General features: G+C 36.6%; 22 protein-coding genes and 1 tRNA gene. 8 read left to right on the top strand and 15 right to left on the bottom strand.

Annotated elements, in window-relative coordinates; all coding sequences use genetic code 11:
* Positions 1–95: 95 nt before the first annotated feature.
* A complete protein-coding gene (locus CXF79_RS23365; RefSeq protein WP_157825859.1) occupies positions 96–746 on the top strand; it encodes a lamin tail domain-containing protein in 651 nt (216 codons plus the stop codon).
* Between the two features lie 122 nt (positions 747–868).
* On the opposite strand, the gene CXF79_RS09270 is transcribed toward CXF79_RS23365, so the two are convergent.
* The 3 genes from CXF79_RS09270 to CXF79_RS09260 form a co-directional block, all read right to left on the bottom strand.
* The gene (locus tag CXF79_RS09270) at positions 869–1270 is read right to left on the bottom strand and encodes an SOS response-associated peptidase (RefSeq protein WP_101154724.1); all 402 of its coding nucleotides are present in this window, start codon (positions 1268–1270) and stop codon (positions 869–871) included.
* 172 nt (positions 1271–1442) lie between these two features.
* The gene (locus CXF79_RS09265; protein WP_101154723.1) at positions 1443–2696 is read right to left on the bottom strand and encodes a Y-family DNA polymerase; all 1254 of its coding nucleotides are present in this window, start codon (positions 2694–2696) and stop codon (positions 1443–1445) included.
* Positions 2684–3097 carry a LexA family protein gene (locus CXF79_RS09260; protein ID WP_101154722.1) on the bottom strand — a complete coding sequence of 138 codons (414 nt, stop codon included), beginning with the start codon at positions 3095–3097 and terminating at the stop codon, positions 2684–2686. The genes CXF79_RS09265 and CXF79_RS09260 overlap by 13 nt, the downstream gene beginning before the upstream one ends.
* 323 nt (positions 3098–3420) lie before the next feature.
* On the opposite strand from CXF79_RS09260, the gene CXF79_RS09255 reads away from it, so the two are divergent.
* Positions 3421–4149, top strand: coding sequence for an HNH endonuclease family protein (locus tag CXF79_RS09255; RefSeq protein WP_101154721.1), 729 nt, complete (start codon positions 3421–3423; stop codon positions 4147–4149).
* A gap of 419 nt (positions 4150–4568) precedes the next feature.
* Positions 4569–4835 (top strand): helix-turn-helix domain-containing protein, encoded by a 267-nt coding sequence (locus CXF79_RS09250; RefSeq protein ID WP_232769128.1) that lies wholly within the window; start codon positions 4569–4571, stop codon positions 4833–4835.
* Positions 4836–5084: 249 nt separating this feature from the next.
* Here the strand turns inward: CXF79_RS09250 and CXF79_RS09245 are convergent, their stop codons facing one another.
* On the bottom strand, positions 5085–5486 hold the full coding sequence (locus CXF79_RS09245; RefSeq protein WP_101154720.1) for a hypothetical protein: 402 nt from the start codon (positions 5484–5486) through the stop codon (positions 5085–5087).
* 231 nt (positions 5487–5717) lie between these two features.
* On the opposite strand from CXF79_RS09245, the gene CXF79_RS09240 reads away from it, so the two are divergent.
* The 4 genes from CXF79_RS09240 to CXF79_RS09225 all read left to right on the top strand — a co-directional run bounded on the left by CXF79_RS09240 (position 5718) and on the right by CXF79_RS09225 (position 9331).
* Complete coding sequence (locus CXF79_RS09240) at positions 5718–6269, top strand: hypothetical protein (protein WP_101154719.1); 552 nt, start codon at positions 5718–5720, stop codon at positions 6267–6269.
* A complete protein-coding gene (locus tag CXF79_RS09235; RefSeq protein WP_101154718.1) occupies positions 6266–7696 on the top strand; it encodes a DEAD/DEAH box helicase in 1431 nt (476 codons plus the stop codon). Before CXF79_RS09240 ends, CXF79_RS09235 begins: the two co-directional genes overlap by 4 nt.
* 201 nt (positions 7697–7897) lie before the next feature.
* Entirely contained in the window at positions 7898–8146 is a 249-nt protein-coding gene (locus tag CXF79_RS09230) for a hypothetical protein (protein ID WP_101154717.1), read from the top strand.
* Between the two features lie 12 nt (positions 8147–8158).
* A complete protein-coding gene (locus tag CXF79_RS09225; protein WP_101154716.1) occupies positions 8159–9331 on the top strand; it encodes a tyrosine-type recombinase/integrase in 1173 nt (390 codons plus the stop codon).
* A 131-nt stretch (positions 9332–9462) separates the two neighbouring features.
* On the opposite strand, the gene CXF79_RS09220 is transcribed toward CXF79_RS09225, so the two are convergent.
* The 8 genes from CXF79_RS09220 to CXF79_RS23615 form a co-directional block, all read right to left on the bottom strand.
* Positions 9463–9547: transfer RNA gene (locus CXF79_RS09220), tRNA-Leu, on the bottom strand.
* A 190-nt stretch (positions 9548–9737) separates the two neighbouring features.
* Positions 9738–10142: a preprotein translocase subunit SecG gene (gene secG / locus CXF79_RS09215; protein WP_011044207.1), complete on the bottom strand. Its 405-nt coding sequence runs from the start codon at positions 10140–10142 to the stop codon at positions 9738–9740.
* Positions 10143–10144: 2 nt separating this feature from the next.
* Positions 10145–10915, bottom strand: coding sequence for a triose-phosphate isomerase (gene tpiA, locus CXF79_RS09210; RefSeq protein WP_011044208.1), 771 nt, complete (start codon positions 10913–10915; stop codon positions 10145–10147).
* A 196-nt stretch (positions 10916–11111) separates the two neighbouring features.
* Positions 11112–12449: a phosphoglucosamine mutase gene (glmM, locus tag CXF79_RS09205; protein ID WP_011044209.1), complete on the bottom strand. Its 1338-nt coding sequence runs from the start codon at positions 12447–12449 to the stop codon at positions 11112–11114.
* A 106-nt stretch (positions 12450–12555) separates the two neighbouring features.
* Positions 12556–13416, bottom strand: coding sequence for a dihydropteroate synthase (gene folP / locus CXF79_RS09200; protein ID WP_198560053.1), 861 nt, complete (start codon positions 13414–13416; stop codon positions 12556–12558).
* A gap of 155 nt (positions 13417–13571) precedes the next feature.
* Complete coding sequence (gene ftsH, locus CXF79_RS09195; protein WP_041737089.1) at positions 13572–15563, bottom strand: ATP-dependent zinc metalloprotease FtsH; 1992 nt, start codon at positions 15561–15563, stop codon at positions 13572–13574.
* A gap of 148 nt (positions 15564–15711) precedes the next feature.
* A complete protein-coding gene (gene rlmE, locus CXF79_RS09190) occupies positions 15712–16341 on the bottom strand; it encodes a 23S rRNA (uridine(2552)-2'-O)-methyltransferase RlmE (RefSeq protein WP_011044213.1) in 630 nt (209 codons plus the stop codon).
* 90 nt (positions 16342–16431) lie between these two features.
* Positions 16432–16674, bottom strand: coding sequence for a hypothetical protein (locus CXF79_RS23615; RefSeq protein ID WP_101156224.1), 243 nt, complete (start codon positions 16672–16674; stop codon positions 16432–16434).
* Positions 16675–17036: 362 nt separating this feature from the next.
* Between CXF79_RS23615 and yhbY the strand changes: the two genes are divergently transcribed.
* Positions 17037–17333 carry a ribosome assembly RNA-binding protein YhbY gene (yhbY, locus tag CXF79_RS09180; RefSeq protein ID WP_011044214.1) on the top strand — a complete coding sequence of 99 codons (297 nt, stop codon included), beginning with the start codon at positions 17037–17039 and terminating at the stop codon, positions 17331–17333.
* 72 nt (positions 17334–17405) lie between these two features.
* Here the strand turns inward: yhbY and CXF79_RS09175 are convergent, their stop codons facing one another.
* The 3 genes from CXF79_RS09175 to greA form a co-directional block, all read right to left on the bottom strand.
* Positions 17406–17606 carry a hypothetical protein gene (locus tag CXF79_RS09175; RefSeq protein ID WP_101154715.1) on the bottom strand — a complete coding sequence of 67 codons (201 nt, stop codon included), beginning with the start codon at positions 17604–17606 and terminating at the stop codon, positions 17406–17408.
* A 63-nt stretch (positions 17607–17669) separates the two neighbouring features.
* Positions 17670–18515: an SPFH domain-containing protein gene (locus CXF79_RS09170; RefSeq protein WP_101154714.1), complete on the bottom strand. Its 846-nt coding sequence runs from the start codon at positions 18513–18515 to the stop codon at positions 17670–17672.
* 222 nt (positions 18516–18737) lie between these two features.
* On the bottom strand, positions 18738–19214 hold the full coding sequence (gene greA, locus CXF79_RS09165; RefSeq protein ID WP_011044217.1) for a transcription elongation factor GreA: 477 nt from the start codon (positions 19212–19214) through the stop codon (positions 18738–18740).
* Positions 19215–19295: the final 81 nt, after the last annotated feature.

The following is a 19295-nucleotide window of genomic DNA, read 5'->3' as shown; positions in this document are numbered from 1 at the left end:
ATATCATTAGATATTGCCTAGACGGTATACTTTTTGCTGATCTTTAACAAATGGATAATAGGCTACGGTCTAAAATTGATACATTAAGGAATAAAATGTTAAAAATAATAACTCAGATGGCGCTAACAGCAGTAATTGGTTTAACTTTATCAATACCTGTCAATGCAGGCATCATAATCAACGAAATATTTCAAAACCCATCTGCGGTTACTGATTCTAATGGTGAATGGTTTGAACTATTCAATTCAGGCTTAACTGATATCGATATAAATGGATGGACATTTGGTGATAATGATATTGATAGTCAGGTCGTTAATAATGGTGGTTCATTAATCATTTCATCTGGTGGCTTTTTAGTTTTAGGTAGAAACGCCGATACCTTAACCAACGGTGGTATATCTGTAGATTACCAATACAGTGCAGTATTCTTGGCAAATGGCGCTGACGAATTAGTTTTATTTGATGATGTATTGAATGAAATTGACCGTGTAGAGTGGGATGGTGGTCCAGTATTTCCTGACCCTACTGGTGCCTCTATGGCACTAACATCAGTATCGCTTGATAATAACTTAGGTAGCAGTTGGGCAACATCTACTCTTTTAAACGCAAGTGGGGACTTTTCGACTGCTGGAAGATGTAATGATGATGTTGGCCAAGTATGTAGTGTTTCAGTACCTGAGCCATCTACACTTGCTATTTTTGCATTAGGAATGATTGGTTTAGCGTCACGTCGCTTTAAGAAATAGTCTTAATCATTTAAGTTTTTTTCTATAAAACATCAATTGTAATGATTGGTGTTTTTTTGTTTCTAATCCTTAGATAAAAAGACTAACCCTTTACTATAATGCGCACATAGTTAACCATAAACTTAACCACTGCGTTCAATATGTATCATTTCATTATTCACATGCTTAAGTAATGGTTCGAGGTCTTGAGGCGAAGATTGAAACCAGGATTCTTTATCTTCATGAGCAATAAGTACAGGCATTCTTTTGTGGTATTGACCACACTTAAGGTTAGGTTTTGTAGTTAACGTGACTAATTCAGTAAATTCATGCTGAAACAATATACCCGCCATATACAAAGGTACTTTGTCGGTATGCTCAAATAGGTACTTAACCTTTTTACCCTCTTCTGTTCGCCACTCAAACCAACCGTTGCATGGAATTAAACAGCGTTGATGTTGAAAAGCTTGTCTGAACGTAGGCTTTGTAGCAACCGTTTCAGATTGGGCGTTAATAATAAGCCTCTTTGACCATGAAGGTTTTATTCCCTATAGCGCATTTACTTGAGGATAGGTTGAGTTGCTGCTAACTAACGTTGCAACTGATTGGCTAGGACTTAAATTAGCATTCGTTTCTGTATTGAAGTGCGTATTAAACAGCTCACTCACAATAGGTGAAATTGCTTTGTTTACACTAAATCGACCACACATATTAACCTCAACAGTTTATCTTAGGTATTTCTGACCAGTTACTCGTAGAGCGAGGTGATAAGAAGTTTCGTCTCATTGCCCACTTTTCATTTTTTTCAGCAACAGCGACTTCAAGAGTGCCTCTACCATAGCGATGATTTATTTGGTCATAGCATTTCATTAAAGGAGGGTTGTTCACACTAAGACTAAACATATCTTGTTGCTGAAATTGACTATTTTCTAGTTCGACGCCACCTACTCCGCAGCGATAAAAGCTAACACCTTGTCTATAAATACTATCAAATACGTAAGAAATAGCACCTACAAGCTTTAGGGTGTTGTCAGTCGCAATGGGGAATTCATAAATGACAGATTTTTTATAGTAATGGTCATCATGTGGTGAGCTTGATGCAAAAATAACTAAGCGTTTAACCAAAGAACCTTGTCTTCTCACTTTTGACGCAACAATACTGGCGTGACTCGATAGTGCAGCTTTAAGTGCATGACCGTCGGTAACTCGTTGCCCGAAACTACGTGTAGAAAATATCTCTTGTTTGTCTTGCCCTATTTCATCCCAATTTAAGCACTGCATGCCGTTCAGTTCATTCACCGTGCGTTCAACGACCACACCAAACTGACCTCGCATAGCTTTAGGTGATTGATTAGCTAAATCCCAGCCATTTTTAAGCCCTAATATACTTAACCGTTTACTCAACTTATTGCCAATACCCCAAACCTCAGTGAGCGACATTCTAGAAAGGATTTCTTTACGAGAGGCTTCATCATCTATTACAGCAACACCATCAAAACCTGATAATTTCTTGGATGCATGGTTCGCTGCTTTGGCTAATGTTAAAGTTGCACCAAAACCTACGCCAACGGGTAATCGTGTCTCTCGCCAAACAGCCTTTCGTATTACATGGCCGTATTCCTGCCAGTTATCAACACAGCTAAAGTTCCTGAAATGTAAGAACGATTCATCAATAGAATAGACATAATGGTTATCAGAATACCGTGCAATAACGTTCATCATTCTTTCACTTAAGTCAGCATATAACTCATAATTTGAAGAACGAACAACGACATTATTTTTTTCTAAAAATGCCTTAATCTTAAAATAAGGAACAAATTTAGGTATGCCTAATTGACGCGCAATAGGACAAACAGCACAAATACAGCCATCGTTATTGGTTAAGACGACAACGGGTTTATGCCTAATGGTTGGGTCAAAGACCTTTTCCGCACGAGCATAGAATGAAACAGCATCAACTAACCCAAACATGACAGCAGGACGGGTAGTTGTTTATGCAATCTAAAGGATACATTGACTACCCCTTCTATTTGAAAGTCATCACTGTCAGATATTTTGATAGGCTTGTGACTCTCAGATGCAGATAGCAATAAGGCATTTTCAGTATCAATGATTTTGCACACAAAGCACCCATTAAAATTTGCCACAATCACAGCGCCATTACTAACATGCTCTGCTCTATCAACGACCAGAACATCCCCATTAAAAATCCCTTTCCCTTCCATTGACCGTCCATTAGCTAGACCAAAGAAAGTCGCATTAGGGTGCTGAAGAAGTAACTCTTCTAATGATAGATTTAGTTCTCTATATTCTGCTGCGGGTGATTCAAAGCCGGATATGCCTGCTTCAATATAAACGGGTATTATCTTCATAAAAAACCAATATTACTGTATATAAGTACAGTATAGTGTTTTTTGGAGATATTATGAAGTGCGATCATCAATTAGGTATTACTAAAACCAATAGCGCATTAAAATATTGGTAATGAATTAAACTTAATACTTTGATGCTAAATACTATTAAGGTAAGTTGAGCATTATTCGATTGTCTTTAGTCCCTGTGGGTTTTACAGGTGAAATTCTATGAACTCCTTAAGAACAGTCGGCAGCTTTTATTAACAAGAAAAGACTTCTAAGCCAAAGAGACCTTTCTAAAATTTTCTACTAAGTCAAAATACATATTCGGTACTTATTACATGACATTCAAAAGTTTATTATTCCCTTCTGTACTGCTCAACCTTATTTTACTTACTCCTTTAGCCAATGCTGAAACGATTAAGAAATCAAAGTCAGATATATGCCACGACCTAAAAAGCCCATCCTACAAACGTACTAAGAACTTTACTTCGTTTAATAGTTTAGCGTCGTGTATCGAATCCGGTGGCAGACTAGCTAAAAACTCTTCCTCTACACCAGTTCACACACAGAAAAAATCAACTATATCGTCAAATTATTCACGAAAGATGTTTGGGCATGGCTGGGCTGACAGTAACAAAGACTGCCAGAACTCAAGAATGGAAACACTCATCACTTATTCTTTGTCGCCTGTCCTGTTTAAAACAGAAAAGGAGTGTGAGGTAGCATCAGGAAAATGGATTTCACCATTTTCAGGGAAAACTCTATATGTGGCCTCAGAGATAGACATTGACCATGTTGTATCGCTGGAGTGGGCATGGTTACACGGAGCGAATCACTGGACTAAAGCCAAGCGTGTAAAGTTTGCAAACGACCCCGCAAATCTATTGAGTGTCGAAGCAAGGTTGAATAAACAAAAAGGAGCAAAGGGATTAAATGCATGGTTACCGCCAGCTAATCAGTGTCAATACATATCTCGCTTTCTCAGAGTTTATAAGACCTACAACTTAACGTTGAGTGATAAAGAAAAAGGTAGTTACGGTCAAATTAAAAAGCAATATTGTAATTAACCAAGATTTCAACTCACTACTTAGTGATTTATTTCAATCTTGCTAATAATTGTAAACCAGTAAAAATGAAATGTACCGCTGCTTCTTTAACTACCATATGACCATTTTAGTGGCTTAGAACACCTTGGCAGCAGAACATCATCATTGTGGTTAAAGTATTTATCTAAGGCTCACTAATACCACTTAAAGATATGACAACATAAGACTGTTTCCTCTAACTAGGTGGCAAAAAGACTATCACTACAGTAAGAATCCGTAAGCTTAAAAATAGTGACCAACTGGGTTTTAACTTTTAAGTGAGCTCAATATCAAAGCCATTCTTACTAATAATCAACTTTGAAAAGTTTACTATATTGTAAACAAAGCTATACCAATGCAATTTATTTACTATATAGTAAACAAATTACTTTAAGTTATATATGAAGGGCTCTATGTTTAGTCGGATTGAAAATGGGAATATTATCACCCATAAACGTAAAGAGCTTGGTAAAACTCAGAAGGCTTTATCTGAAGAAACTGGTGTTCATAAATCTATTATATCATTAATAGAAAATGGGAAGTTCACGGGTTCACTTAGAGTATATGAACGGTATATAAATGGCCTTGGGCTTGAATTAAGCGTATCCCCTATCAGAAATCGCATCCCTGACTTTGACGATCTACAAGATTTTTTCAAAGATGATTAACACCGCTTCATACTAAACGGACTCAAGTTCTTCCTCTCCAAAACGACAGCAATGAGACATTAGTTTAATAGGTTTCACCGTGCGCTATGTAGAAATACCACCACCGTTATTCCCGACGACAGTTTTAAACTCATTACTGCCGTTGCGCTATTTAAGGCTAACTAATGCCAGAAAATAGACGTTAGGTATTATTGCTTATCGACTAAGATGGATTAGGTTTTGTATTGAATAGCTAACCATAATCTCTTATTAGCATTGTTTACAACCTGTAATAGTTGAAGGGGCAGCAAAAACCCCACAGAAAATTGTTGTAACTCCCAATATATCGCTGATTATCAATAACTCGAATAACATCATCGATGTTGGTATTAAATATTGAAGAGTATATAAAAATATAGCTTTACCGTATGCTATTAAACGACTGAAACCAGTTATACAAAAATCTTCCTTAGCTTCCAAGGTTGCCAAAATATAATCTACTCGATGATGGTTTTCTGGTTCAGTTGAAATTATATGATATTCACTGTGATACTTTTCCAGATCTACAATCTCTTGATTCGCTTTTTTTTGAGAAACTTCGAGTCTTAACTTTCTAATTAATTCTTTAATTTGAACGCCACAAGTATCTGTTAAATGATTACCATCTAGCATTCCTAAATGCAGAAAATCCTTATTAACCCTGCTTTCCCAATTCTAATAGGCGACAACATTTGGTATGCCGCTACAGTATAGTCATACTCCCCTATTCTAATTAATAAAAAATAGAACAAATAGAACAAATAGAACAAATTTCACTTTAAAAACAACAACTTGCTAAACTTAATCGTTGACTGTAAAAATAAAAGAGACTAAGATCCCGCCAAATACAAATTAGAGTCTCTTATGGATAAAGTTAAAAATGTGATACCTCAGGAAAAAAAGCTACGTGAAATAATCAAAGATATACTTAATTTTTCATCTGAGGATCACAAAAAAAAAGACGTTGTAAACCGTATTAGTCAACAGCTAGAAATGCAAGTTCCATTAGCAAAAGATTTAAAACAGAAGTTAAATAAGCGTGCACAAAACGTTTTAAATGACTTAGTAAAAAACAACGAAATTTCTTCAATCAAAATCCGTCCAAACTTAAGAATTTACATGGCTAAAACAAATGAAAGTGACCTAATTAAATATCAATCTAGATTAAAGTTATTATCAGAAGAAAAGGAAGAACTGAATATTGAGAATAATGGAATAAATGAAACTATTGAATTAAGAGAGTGTTTGAATGCGAGGTTAACTAGATTTAAAAATGATAAAGAACTAATTGAAGACTTAAAAATAGAAATTATGAGCTTAGATAAAGACATCAAGCAAGGCCATCATAAGATCAATTCCTTGAAAATTACAATTCAGCTAATTAAAACTAGATTAGAGCAGACTAGAAATATATGAAATATATAGAATTACGTAAATGGCAAAAAGTAGGACTTAACAAAGCAATATCACTTTATTTAAATAATCAAAAGAATGTAGTAATGAACGTTGTCACAGGGGCGGGAAAGTCTACGGTTGCTACCGAGATTTCATATTTTCTTCTTGAAAACAATGTAATTGATTACATCATATATGCTGCTCCACAGACAAACGTATGTAACTCAATGCGAAAGAGTCTAGAGCAAAAATTTAATAAAACATTTGACGGACTCGCATTTTCGGGAGGTATTTGTGTTACATACGCAAATCAAAATTACACAAGAACTAAAGCTATTGAAATAGCAAAAAAGCATCGAGTATTACTAATTTTAGATGAGGTACATCATCTTTGTGGTGAAGAAATCGAGGTATCTAATAGCTGGGGAGAAATGATATTAGTGCTGTCTAAGCATTCAAATAAAGTATTAAGTATGAGTGGTACATTATTTAGATCTGATAATCGTCCGATCTCATGTATAGAATATACTGACAATACTCCAAGCGTAGATATACAGTATTCATTAGCCGAAGGAATAAGAGATAATATTAACAAAATACCCCATATAGTATCTTATGATATTTCCGATGGTATTGGGGGCGATTCAAAGTTATCTATTGAGACATTAATAAATGAAAAAAAAGTAATTTATTCTGAATTATTATGGAATAAAAATATTATCAATCAATTATTGTTTGATGCAAATGAGAAGTTACATGATATTCGCTTATCAATTAAAAATGCGTCTGGTTTAGTCGTTTGCAAAAATGTGTCACATGCCAGGATGGTTTATATGCTTTTAAAGTATGTTTATAAACAAAAAGTGAAAATTGTCTCAAGTGCCCACCGAGATCCAGAAAGAACTATAACAACATTTAAGAATAGCGAAGATTTGTGGCTAGTGAGTGTAGACATGGTCAGCGAAGGTGTTGATATACCTCGAATTCAAGTAATTGTCTATCTAACAAATAAAATGACAAAAATACTGTTTTCACAAATATTTGGACGATCTTTGAGAATAAACACTTCACATTTAAATCATACTCAAAATTCTTGGTTATATTGTCTTGCGCATCCAAAGTTGCTCAAATTTTCTGATGAAATGGCACAAATGCTCCCTAGGCAAGAGATACTATTTAATTACAAACTAGCTGACCTTCAGTTAGAACAATTGCCCCCCAAAGATACACGTATTGTTAGAAAGCCAAAATTAAATAAAGAACTATTAAAATTGAATGAGGATGAAAATAAAATAGTTCAGTTAATGGATGATAAAATTAATGTAGAAGACATAATAATAAGGGCGTCTACAAGGCACTTAGGGCTACAATCCTCATTTAATTATAAATTAGCCTCCAGCGAGAATGTAGTAAACTTACTACACTATAAATACGAAATATTTGAATAATAATTAAAAAAAGTAGAAAAAAAACATCAGTAAAATGACGTTAAAATAAATAACATATATATCAACCACCTAAAATTAACTTATTCCAAAAATACATAAGTAGACAAATAACGATATCAATAAAATCTTGGAATATAAAAGATTTTATTGAGATAATTGATTATATGTCTCAGCCACCATGCACCTTGCACGAGACAATATATGGAATATTACACCAAAAACACACAATTAAAACAGCATCCCCACTGGAAAATACTTACTCTCCGTGAGTTTTATGATCTATACCTTGTCAAATGGAAAATGACATATAAAACAGCACGAATTAAACTAATAAAAGGCGATTTTCCTGTGGAAATCTATCGAACCAGTGATGGAGGAAACTTCTTAGTTGGATTTGCGGAAACAACGATAGAAATAGATATAGTTAAACAATTTAGATACAAACAATAGCAAGGGAACTATATGTGCCCTCGCGCTCGAAAAAAAGAAAACTCACACCTACCACAAGGCCTTTATAAGAGGATATTACGCGGTAAGTTACGTTATCGGTTTCGCTATAAAGACGGAACAGAGAGATATTTCCCAATTGGTACAGAAGAAGCTGATGCTATTCAAGAAGTAATCCTTTGTAATAGCTCACAGCGCCCACCTATATTAATACAAGATGTATTACAGCCAAAAGATTCATTTAATAAGCCTCTAAAGTATTGGATTCCAATCATTAAGAAGCGAGTTGAAGCTGAAGAACTATTAACATCCAAAATTGGAGACCAAATATTTAAAGGCTTCTGTCATGACCTAGAGAGGTTATCGAAGCTTCATGGCAATACACTATCAAAAGACATAGATCTAAAACTTGTGAATAATTTTTTGGCAACCGTAGCGGAAAATAAATCTAATAACCTATTTAATAAGAAAATTACATTTTTAAAAAAAACCTTTAGCTACATAATAGATCTTGGGGGTATGGAGACAAATTTTGCAGACTTAAAAAAAAGAAAGCCAAAAGATATTGTACAAAGAAAAAGGCTTTCGTTATCAGCATTCAAAAAGATGAGTAAAAAAGCTCCTTTATTTATCAAAATAGCGATGAATGTTAGTCTCCAAACGACTCATTCAATACATGAAGTTTGCCACCTAAAATATAGTGATTGTACTTGGTATGATGAGCCGCTAATTGAAAATGAAATAAAAGTTTATGGTGTGATGAAAATACATAGGAAAAAAGTTAAAGAAAAAGAAGCATCGAGAGTTGCGATTCCTATAACAAAACGACTCAAAGAAATAATAAAAGAGTCTAAAAGCGATGGGATTGAGTCCCCATTTATTGTTCATAAATCTTTCATTAGAAATTATGAAAAAATGGAGAATAAAGAACATAATACTCAATTAAGAACAAGTTACTTAACTAAAGCATTTACCAAACTTCGTGATGAACTTAAACTATACAGCCACCTAAAACCTAAAGAGCGCCCTACTTTTCATGAAATTAGAGCTTTAGCCATATATCAATACGATCAATCAGGTGTTGATCCACAAGCGAGAGCTGCTCACACAGATGCTGAATCAACTAAACTATACAAAAAGGGTCACGTAAAATGGATAAAGGTAGCGGCAGCTGAATTGGATATTTGATACAGTGAAAAAAACAGATTTAATACTGTATTTTGGGACTGTTGTGGGACGATAATGGGACGTTTTTTTGGCAAAAAAAAGACCTTAAGCAATTTTGCTACTGGCCTTTAAAGTATATTTTGTAAATTTAGTGGTGCGGATGGGGGGACTTGAACCCCCACGACCTAAGTCACCAGCCCCTCAAGCTGGCGCGTCTACCAATTCCGCCACATCCGCGCAATACTAAATTTATATTATTCTATACTATCTTTATTGCTAAGTTATCTTGCTTATTTTTAGGTAAATCAGCCTACTTAATTCTTAGGCTCACAATACCCTCAAGCTGACGCGTCTACCAATTCCGCCACATCCGCGCAATACTAGATTTTTAACTTTTACTGCTAACTAAATTGAGGTTTAGTTAAGTTTAATCTGGAACGTTGCTGTTTTCTTCTTTCTTAGCAGGTTCGTCTGATGCAGGTACATCACTGTTTTGAACAGCTGGTAATGTAGTTGCTTCAACACTTTCACTAGGAATAGCATCAACCGCTTGGTCAGTAGGAACTGCTAGGTTATTCCACTCGTCAACCGACTTAGTACGGTTAGCCGTTAAGTTACCTAAAATTAAGCTGATAACAAAGAAACCTACTGCTAAATACGTAGTTGCTGATGTTAGGAAGTTACCTGAACCACCTGAACCAAAAACAGTGGCAGAAGAGCCAGCACCAAAAGATGCGCCCATATCTGCGCCTTTACCTTGTTGGATTAATACTAAACCAATTAGGGCTAAAGCAATTAGTACGTAGACTATAATTAATACTTGATACAACATTTCTATTTTCCTTTCGCTGCAGAACAAATAATTTTAAATTGTTCCGCTTTTAAACTAGCACCGCCGATAAGACCACCGTCTATATCAGTTTGTGCGAATAGTTCTTCACAGTTAGCTGCATTTACGCTGCCACCGTAGAGTAATGGTACTTTATCCGCTACTTGCTCGTTTTGTTGAGCTAAGAATTTACGAATAAACTGATGTGTTTCTTGTGCCATCGCACTTGATGCTGTTTTACCTGTTCCTATGGCCCAAACTGGCTCATAAGCGATAACAACATCCTTAAATTTCTCTATGCCTATCTCATCGATAACTGGCTGAATCTGCGCTGATAGCACGGTTTCAGTTTCTCCGGTTGCTCGTTCTGCTTCACTTTCACCAATACATAAAATGGGTGTTAAGCCTGCATTTAATGCAGCATGAACTTTTTTAGCAACTTGCGTAGAGGTTTCTTTAAAGATACTTCTACGTTCAGAGTGACCAACTATTACATAGTTAATAGCTAAGTTTTGCAACATAGCCGTGGATACTTCACCTGTGTAAGCACCACTTTCATGTTCACTCACGTTTTGTGAGCCTACATGGATAGCTTCATTTAAGTTAGCTGCTTTTATTTTCTGATTAAGTTCAGATAAATATGGGAAGCTAGGACAAATAACCACATCAACGTGCGATGATAGTTCAATATCAGCCAACCCTGAAACCATAGTATCAACTAGGGCTGAGTCACCGTTCATTTTCCAATTTGCGGCTACAATTGCTTGTCTAGTCATTTATACCTCTTAGCCTAGGTTATTATCTTATGACTTCAGTTAATATTTAAATGGAGTCATTGCTAAAATGAAGCCGCGAGATAGTAACTAACCTGCGCAAAAGATACAAGTATTTAACACATATCTTTTACTAGTTGCAGTTTTTTTATACTTATCGCGGTGTTTAGCTATTAATAGTGGTAATTAGTAATAATAATTACTTAACAAGTTTCACTAAATCAGCAATTTTGTTAGCTAATAAAGTCACTTCATCCATATCTGGACCTTCAACCATTACACGAATAAGTGGTTCAGTACCTGATTTACGAAGTAACACTCTACCGCGACCCGTTAGTGTTTCATTAACTTCATCAACAGCAGCTAATACATCAGCATCATTTAAAGGATTATTTTGTCCCGAAAAACGAACATTGACCAGTAATTGCGGAAGCATTGTTAGGCCTTGGCGTAACTCAAATAACGATTTTTCTTGTTTAGTTACCGCAGTAAGTACGTTAAGCGCAGCAATAATACCATCACCCGTAGATGTATGATTAAGATTAATGACATGACCTGAGTTTTCGGCGCCTAGCTGCCAACCTTTTTCTCTTAATAACTCCATTACATGGCGGTCACCAACATTACTGCGAGCAAATTCGATATCTAACTCTTTTAAAGCTAACTCTAAACCCATATTGCTCATCAGGGTACCAACAACGCCACCCTCTTTTCGACCCGTTTTTAAATCATTACAGGCGATGATATAAATAATTTCATCACCATCAATAACATAACCAGTGTGGTCAACCATCATAATACGATCGCCATCACCATCAAGGGCGATACCTAAATCAGCCTTATGTTCAACAACAGCTTTGCTGATTGCTGCCATAGATGTTGCACCACACCCTTGATTTATATTGGTTCCGTTAGGCGCAGTGCCGATTTCAATAACCGTTGCGCCTAATTCACGAAATACATTCGGCGCTATGTGGTAGGTCGCACCATGGGCACAATCAACCACAATAGTTAAATCTTTTAATGAAATTTTGCTAGGGAAATTACTTTTACAAAATTCGATATAGCGCCCCGCTGCATCATTAACACGACTCGCTTTACCGAGTTTTGCTGATTCAACACAACCCATTGGATTATCTAATTCAGCTTCAATAGCTAACTCCACCGCATCAGGGAGTTTTTCCCCTGTATTAGAGAAAAATTTGATGCCATTATCGTAGAAAGGATTATGCGACGCACTAATAACAATGCCGGCTTCGGCTCTGAATGTTTTAGTAAGGTAAGCAATACCTGGCGTTGGCATAGGTCCAAGAAGGCCTACATCGATACCTGCCGCTGAAAATCCAGCTTCAAGTGCGGATTCAAGCATGTAACCAGAGATACGCGTATCTTTACCAATAAGCACTTTTTTAGTGCCTTGACCAGCGAGTACTTTACCCGCGGCATAACCTAGTTTCATCACGAATTCTGGTGTTATAGGATATTGACCCACTAAACCACGGATACCATCGGTACCAAAATATTTACGATCTGACATATTTTTCCTTATATACTTTCTTGTATAGCTTTATTTATTGCAGCAATTTCCGTTAGATATTCATTGAATTCATCTAACGTTGTCTTTGTTCTGCTGCAACTGACCATCACTGGTATTTAGCTGTTATGGATAATACTTTTAGGGCATCAACAGTTTCTTTAACGTCATGCACCCGAATTATACTAGCGTTTTGCTGTGCGGCTATTATAGCGGTAGTTAAGCTACCTGCAAGACGTTCATCAACATTACGCGCTAATAAATTGCCTATCATTGATTTCCTCGATGTTCCAGACAACAGCGGTAAACCTAATTCACTAAATTGGTGTAGTTGAGCAAGTAATTGATAATTTTGCTCCAGCGTTTTACCAAAGCCAAAACCGGGGTCTAAAATTAGACGTTCTCGGTTTATACCTGCTTGTTCACATACTTTAATTCGGTCAATAAAAAACTGCTTAATGTCGCCAATAACATCATCATATCGAGGGTTATTTTGCATCGAGCGTGGTAAACCCTGCATATGCATTAAACAAATTGGTACATGACTCTTTGCTAATACCGCTAAACAGCCTTCATTTTGTAATGCTCGAACATCATTAATAATATCTGCACCATGAGCGATTGCCTGTGACATTACTTCGGCTTTACTGGTATCGATTGACACCTTTATATCAAAATTTGATTTGATCGCTTTAAGTAATGGAATAACGCGTGATAACTCATTCTGTACACTCACATCAACAGCACCAGGGCGTGTAGATTCGCCGCCGATATCGATGATATCAACACCATCAAGTATCATTTGTTCGACTTGCGCTAGCGCTTTATCAAACGTGGCAAACTTTCCGCCGTCGGAAAATGAGTCAGGAGTAATATTTAAGATGCCCATCACTTGCGCTTGAGGTTTATTTTGCTTCTGCTCGGCTTGTTGATTATCTGCGTTATTAGCTGAAAAATTATCTTTTGTCATTTTGATCTTTCTTTTTGTGTTTATACCCGCTCCATTTGAAACGAGCGTCTTCAAGTGGAACGGGTATATATGAAGAGTAAATAGGAAAGCTCTACATATGAAAAAGCCTCGGTATTTACAGTAAATAACGAGGCTTTAATAATGATATAAACATCTTAGCTTGCTGGTGTATCACCACTTGGCTTAGTTGTATCAGGTTTTACTTGACTAGTTTCTTCTGGGTCACTAGTTGTTTCAGCATCTTTATCAGTCGCTTCAACATCTGCAGCTTTATCACCTTTGCTGTCATCCGAATTAGAGCTTGAACCACCTTTGTCTTCCCAACCAGCAGGAGGACGAACAGATGTTCTAGCCATCAAGTCATCAATTTGTAAGGCATCAATCGTTTCATACTTCATCAAACAATCTTTCATGGCATGTAATACATCCATGTTTGCTTTGATTAAGTCTTCTGCTCGTTGATAGTTACGGCTAATTACTGATTTAATTTCTTCATCAATTGTTTTCGCTGTTTCATCAGACATATGCAATGATTTTGCAGACGTACGACCTAAGAATACTTCACCTTCTTCTTCAGCGAATAACATAGGACCCATTTTTTCAGATAAGCCCCATTGAGTTACCATTTTGCGAGCAATGTTAGTTGCACGCTCAATATCGTTCGAAGCACCAGTAGAAACTTTATCACTACCGTAAATAACTTCTTCGGCAACACGACCACCATATAAAGAAGAAATGTTACTTTCTAGATGTTGCTTAGAATGGCTAAATCGATCCTGTTCTGGTAAGTACATAGTCACACCAAGGGCACGGCCACGAGGAATAATACTCACTTTATAAACAGGATCATGATCTGGCACTAAACGACCAATGATTGCATGCCCAGCTTCATGATAAGCAGTCATTTCTCTTTCTGACTCACTCATTACCATTGATTTTCGTTCTGAGCCCATCATTATTTTATCTTTAGCTGCATCAAATTCTTTCATGCTAACAACACGACGCGCCGTACGTGCAGCACATAAAGCAGCTTCATTCACTAAGTTAGCTAAATCTGCACCAGAGAAGCCTGGCGTACCACGCGCAATAACTTCAGCTTTAACATCATCACCTAATGGTACTTTGCGCATATGTACTTTAAGAATTTGTTCACGACCTCGAATATCAGGTAAACCAACGGTTACTTGACGGTCAAAACGACCAGGACGAAGTAATGCAGGGTCTAATACGTCAGGACGGTTAGTTGCGGCAATAACGATAACGCCTTCATTACCTTCAAAACCATCCATTTCAACTAACATTTGGTTAAGTGTTTGCTCACGTTCATCATGACCACCACCCATACCAGCGCCACGTTGGCGACCTACCGCATCGATTTCATCGATGAAGATAATACAAGGAGCCGCTTTTTTAGCTTGTTCGAACATGTCACGTACACGAGATGCACCAACACCAACAAACATTTCAACAAAGTCTGAGCCTGAAATAGTAAAGAAAGGAACTTTCGCTTCACCAGCAATAGCTTTCGCTAATAAGGTTTTACCTGTACCTGGTTGACCGACAAGTAAAATACCTGATGGAATACGTCCACCAAGCTTTTGAAAACGGCTAGGTTCACGCAAGTAATCAACTAATTCAGCAACGTCTTCTTTCGCTTCATCACAACCAGCCACATCGGCGAAAGTCGTTTTGATTTGCTCTTCACTTAACTGACGTGCTTTAGACTTACCAAAAGACATAGCTCCTTTGCCGCCACCACCTTGCATTTGACGCATGAAGAAAATCCATACACCAATAAGCAAAATCATTGGGAACCAAGAAACGAAAATAGTCGTTAAGAAACTCGTTTCTTCAGGTAATTTACCTTCAGCACGAACACCCTGTTTAACAAGATCGTTAATTAAATCACGATCATAGCCACCAGGTATAACGGTTTTGTATGCTTCGCCACTACGCTTTTCACCCGTGATTACGCCATTTCTATCAACACTCGCATCGCGAATCTGTCCTTGACGTACATCCTGAATAAAGCGGGTGTAATCCATTTGTTGATCTTCTGTGGTATTTGGAGAAAAACTCTGAAATACACTCATCAAAACAACTGCAATAACTAACCATAAAATAAGATTTTTCGCCATATCGCTCAACTTAATGACCTCTTGTGATATTTAAAATATTTATTATAATAAATCTATACTAGTCTATTGTGCCTAATTTACTACAATTCAAGGCTAGTCGCTATTTAACTTTAGTCGCCAGTAACAACTAGTTACAACTTACCCCAGTAAAATGTTACTAACCTTTGTAGCCAGTAGCCACTAAATATACTTCTCTCGAACGCGCTCTAGAAGATTCTGGCTTACGGGTTTTAACCGCTTTAAATACTGCACGGGTCGCTTTCATGTAATCTTCAAAGCCAGCACCTTGAAATACTTTTACCACAAATGCGCCATTAGGTTTTAATACTTGGCTACACATATCTAGTGCTAACTCAACAAGATACATACTACGCGCTGAATCAGCACTTTCATTACCAGTCATATTCGCCGCCATATCAGACATAACAACGTCAATATTTTTGCCATTTATACGAGTCAATAATGCATCAAGTACTTCTTCTTCTCTAAAGTCACCTTCAAGAAAGTCAACACCAACAATGGCATCCATAGGTAAAATATCACAAGCAACAACCTGCCCTTTATCACCTACAACCTTAACAGCATATTCTGACCAACCACCTGGGGCTGCACCTAAATCGACAACTTTCATACCTGGTTTAATCAATCTATCTTTAATATTTATCTCTTCAAGTTTGAAAACTGCACGTGAGCGTAACCCTAAACGTTGCGCTTTTTTTACGTATTCATCATCAAAGTGTTCATCCAACCAACGCTGACTACTCGCTTTGTGTTTTTTATTTGCCATGTTTTTTCTTACTCATCTAACTTTAAATGCGTTAAGTTATTTAACTATTAGTATCATACCAATTCTAATAAATTTATTCCCTACTCAGAGCTATGTCAGAGAAGTTAGAATAAATAAATTTTGTATTGGTCTAGGGTCTATTGAACTTTCGAGATTGATTTTGCAGCGTTTTGTTACGTATTTATACAAGGCAGAGCCTTTGTCATGTGGTTGTTCCACATAAAAATGCGATAACGCCGTAAAAATGACTAACAAATGCTGTCCGAAGGATTCGGCTAAAAGCGTTTTACTCTTTGTTGAGTAGTATTTGCTTAGAATGACTAGGCTACACACTACTCGCCGCAATTAAAACGCTTTTATCTCGAACAAAATTCAACCGCAAAAGCTCAACAGTCCCTTGTTATTCTGAACCTAAACAAATTTGTGAACTTGTCACTTACCTGACAAGTTCCCGAAAGGCGAGCTTAAAAGGCTTATATGCTACTATCTTGATTTTAACAAAGACGCGGCACGGATGCAGCTTATTAGAGAATGCAGGGGCATATTCTCCTGAATAACCATTATCATCAATCAATACCTTGCCTCTAAGCCTTTTAATTCTCGTTGAGTAGGAAAAAACTTAATAGACTTGGTATTAGTCACTAGATAAGGGTAAAATGGCGGCAATTCAAGGCAACAGATAACGAAATTTAGTAATGAGCTTAAACAAAAAACAAATTCAGCACCTTAGAGGCGTAGCACACCCTTTAAAACCAGTAGTTTTACTTGGCAATAATGGCTTAACAGAAGCGGTTGTAGCCGAGATTGATTATGCACTTAATCACCATGAGTTAATCAAGGTGAAAATCCCAACAGATGATAAAGAAACTAAAGCGTTAATCGTTGAAGCTATTTGTCGCGAAACCAAATCAATTCAAGTACAAGTAATTGGTAAGACTTTAGTTATTTATCGTAAAAGTGAAGAAAATAAAATTAGAATCCCTAAGATTTAATTTTACCTTTGCTTTGCAACCATAAAAAATGACAGCAATTGCTGTCATTTTTTATTTCTGCTGAAGAATTATTTATTTTTTAACAACATCAGCTTCTTCAACAATGGTTACCACTTTTTGAATCAGCTTTACTCGGCCTGAATCAACCAAGGCTTTTCTTAATACATATTCAATTTGAGCATTAACACTGCGTAATTCGTCAGCAGACCATCGCTGCATTGCAGCTAAAACCTCAGGGTTAATTCTAAGTGGGAAGCTCTTTTTGGCTGCCATTATATTTCCTATTAATACCTAAACGATTAATAACTCAAGGGTTAATAACTGAACAACACCTAATTAATATAAACTACCCGTATTAACTACGGGTTGAGTACTTTTATCGCTACATAGTACGACCAATAAATTACTGACCATGGCTGCTTTACGTTCTTCATCAAGCTCAACAATACCTTTTTCTGATAGTTGACTCAATGCCATCTCTACCATGCCCACAGCGCCATCAACGATAAGTCTGCGTGCTGCTATAATGGCAGAAGCTTGTTGTCTTTGCAGCATAGCATTAGCGATTTCTGGTGCATAAGCTAAATGACTAATACGTGCTTCATGTACTCGCACGCCCGCTTTGCCTAACCGTTGCTGTATTTCTATTTTTAATGCTTCAGAGACTTCTTGAGGATGACTACGTAGAGCGATTTCATCACCTTCATGTTGATCATAGGGATAGCTAATAGCCATATTACGTAAAGCTGATTCACTTTGAATATTTACAAAACTGATATAATCGTCCACTTCAAAAGAAGCCTCTGCGGTATCATCTACCGACCATACAACTACGGTGGCTATTTCAATAGGATTACCGTGATTATCATTCACTTTCATCTGATTGGATTCAAAGTTTCGAATACGCAGTGAAATATTTTTACGCATAAACAAAGGAATAGTCCAACGTAAACCACATGCCTTTACCGAGCCAACATAGCTACCAAAAAAAGTCATTACTTTCGCTTGGTTTGGTTGCACCATAAAAAAACCTGGAATTGCTGCCACAGTAACGATGAATACAATTACAGTGACTATTTCTATATTTCCTATCGCGGCTTGGCTAACAATAAATGCTGCTGCAGCTAACAAGGCAATAAAAATACCGTAACCATTAATTGAAAAACCTATATTCTCGTTCATGCTAACTCCCTGAAACAAACTAAAGTGATATCATTTTGATATCACAAAAGAGTACTATTGTTCTTAACACTTTGCAAGACGATTTTTTTGACATGAAAATTACGCTATTTACGCTCACTTAAGTAGACGCGCACAAAAAAGGCCGAAAACATGACGTTTTCGACCTTTTACTTAAACAACGATGACGGCATAAATACCCTAATAGCGGTTTAAAATAGTATGTTAGATATGTTCAACAGAAACAATTTCATACTCTACTACGCCACCAGGAATCGTTATTTCAATTTCACTATCTACTTCTTTGCCAATTAAACCACGCGCTATAGGTGAGTTAACTGAGATACGACCCGTTTTAAAATCAGCTTCATCATCGCCAACAATTTGATAAGTTACTTCAACTTCGGTATCTAAATTTAATAAGGTAACTGTGGTACCAAAAATAACTTTACCATGGTTAGGTATTGCCGTTACGTCAATCACTTGCGCGTTACATAAGCGACCTTCGATATCTTGTATACGCCCTTCACAAAAGCCCTGCTCTTCTTTTGCAGCATGGTATTCGGCATTTTCTTTTAAATCACCGTGTTCACGTGCTGTAGCAATATCTTTAACAATGCGCGGACGCTTTTCTGTTTTTAAGATTTTAAGCTCATCATGTAATAGATCAGAACCACGAAGGGTCATTGGATATTTAATCATTCTTATTTTCTCACTCTAACAATAAAGGCGGTTAACCTTGCCTATAAATAGGGGGTAACCACCTTTAAATACTTTGAATAA

It is taken from the genome of Colwellia sp. Bg11-28 (assembly GCF_002836245.1).
Taxonomy (GTDB): Bacteria; Pseudomonadota; Gammaproteobacteria; order Enterobacterales; family Alteromonadaceae; genus Colwellia; species Colwellia psychrerythraea_A.
The sequence above is the reverse complement of the archived record's forward strand: the minus strand, read 5'-3'. Positions and strand labels throughout refer to the sequence as shown.

What these genes read in the sequence shown, in the direction of transcription:
- CXF79_RS09170 (WP_101154714.1), bottom strand. Translation starts at nt 18,515, where the DNA reads ATGAACGAGAATATAGGTTTTTCAATTAATGGTTACGGTATTTTTATT.
- CXF79_RS09230 (WP_101154717.1), top strand. Translation starts at nt 7,898, where the DNA reads ATGGAATATTACACCAAAAACACACAATTAAAACAGCATCCCCACTGG.
- CXF79_RS09265 (WP_101154723.1), bottom strand. Translation starts at nt 2,696, where the DNA reads ATGTTTGGGTTAGTTGATGCTGTTTCATTCTATGCTCGTGCGGAAAAG.
- rlmE (WP_011044213.1), bottom strand. Translation starts at nt 16,341, where the DNA reads ATGGCAAATAAAAAACACAAAGCGAGTAGTCAGCGTTGGTTGGATGAA.
- secG (WP_011044207.1), bottom strand. Translation starts at nt 10,142, where the DNA reads ATGTTGTATCAAGTATTAATTATAGTCTACGTACTAATTGCTTTAGCC.
- CXF79_RS09250 (WP_232769128.1), top strand. Translation starts at nt 4,569, where the DNA reads ATGAAGGGCTCTATGTTTAGTCGGATTGAAAATGGGAATATTATCACC.
- greA (WP_011044217.1), bottom strand. Translation starts at nt 19,214, where the DNA reads ATGATTAAATATCCAATGACCCTTCGTGGTTCTGATCTATTACATGAT.
- tpiA (WP_011044208.1), bottom strand. Translation starts at nt 10,915, where the DNA reads ATGACTAGACAAGCAATTGTAGCCGCAAATTGGAAAATGAACGGTGAC.
- yhbY (WP_011044214.1), top strand. Translation starts at nt 17,037, where the DNA reads ATGAGCTTAAACAAAAAACAAATTCAGCACCTTAGAGGCGTAGCACAC.
- glmM (WP_011044209.1), bottom strand. Translation starts at nt 12,449, where the DNA reads ATGTCAGATCGTAAATATTTTGGTACCGATGGTATCCGTGGTTTAGTG.
- folP (WP_198560053.1), bottom strand. Translation starts at nt 13,416, where the DNA reads ATGACAAAAGATAATTTTTCAGCTAATAACGCAGATAATCAACAAGCC.
- CXF79_RS09235 (WP_101154718.1), top strand. Translation starts at nt 6,266, where the DNA reads ATGAAATATATAGAATTACGTAAATGGCAAAAAGTAGGACTTAACAAA.
- CXF79_RS09175 (WP_101154715.1), bottom strand. Translation starts at nt 17,606, where the DNA reads ATGGCAGCCAAAAAGAGCTTCCCACTTAGAATTAACCCTGAGGTTTTA.
- CXF79_RS09260 (WP_101154722.1), bottom strand. Translation starts at nt 3,097, where the DNA reads ATGAAGATAATACCCGTTTATATTGAAGCAGGCATATCCGGCTTTGAA.
- CXF79_RS09240 (WP_101154719.1), top strand. Translation starts at nt 5,718, where the DNA reads ATGGATAAAGTTAAAAATGTGATACCTCAGGAAAAAAAGCTACGTGAA.
- CXF79_RS09245 (WP_101154720.1), bottom strand. Translation starts at nt 5,486, where the DNA reads ATGCTAGATGGTAATCATTTAACAGATACTTGTGGCGTTCAAATTAAA.
- CXF79_RS09225 (WP_101154716.1), top strand. Translation starts at nt 8,159, where the DNA reads ATGTGCCCTCGCGCTCGAAAAAAAGAAAACTCACACCTACCACAAGGC.
- CXF79_RS09255 (WP_101154721.1), top strand. Translation starts at nt 3,421, where the DNA reads ATGACATTCAAAAGTTTATTATTCCCTTCTGTACTGCTCAACCTTATT.
- CXF79_RS23365 (WP_157825859.1), top strand. Translation starts at nt 96, where the DNA reads ATGTTAAAAATAATAACTCAGATGGCGCTAACAGCAGTAATTGGTTTA.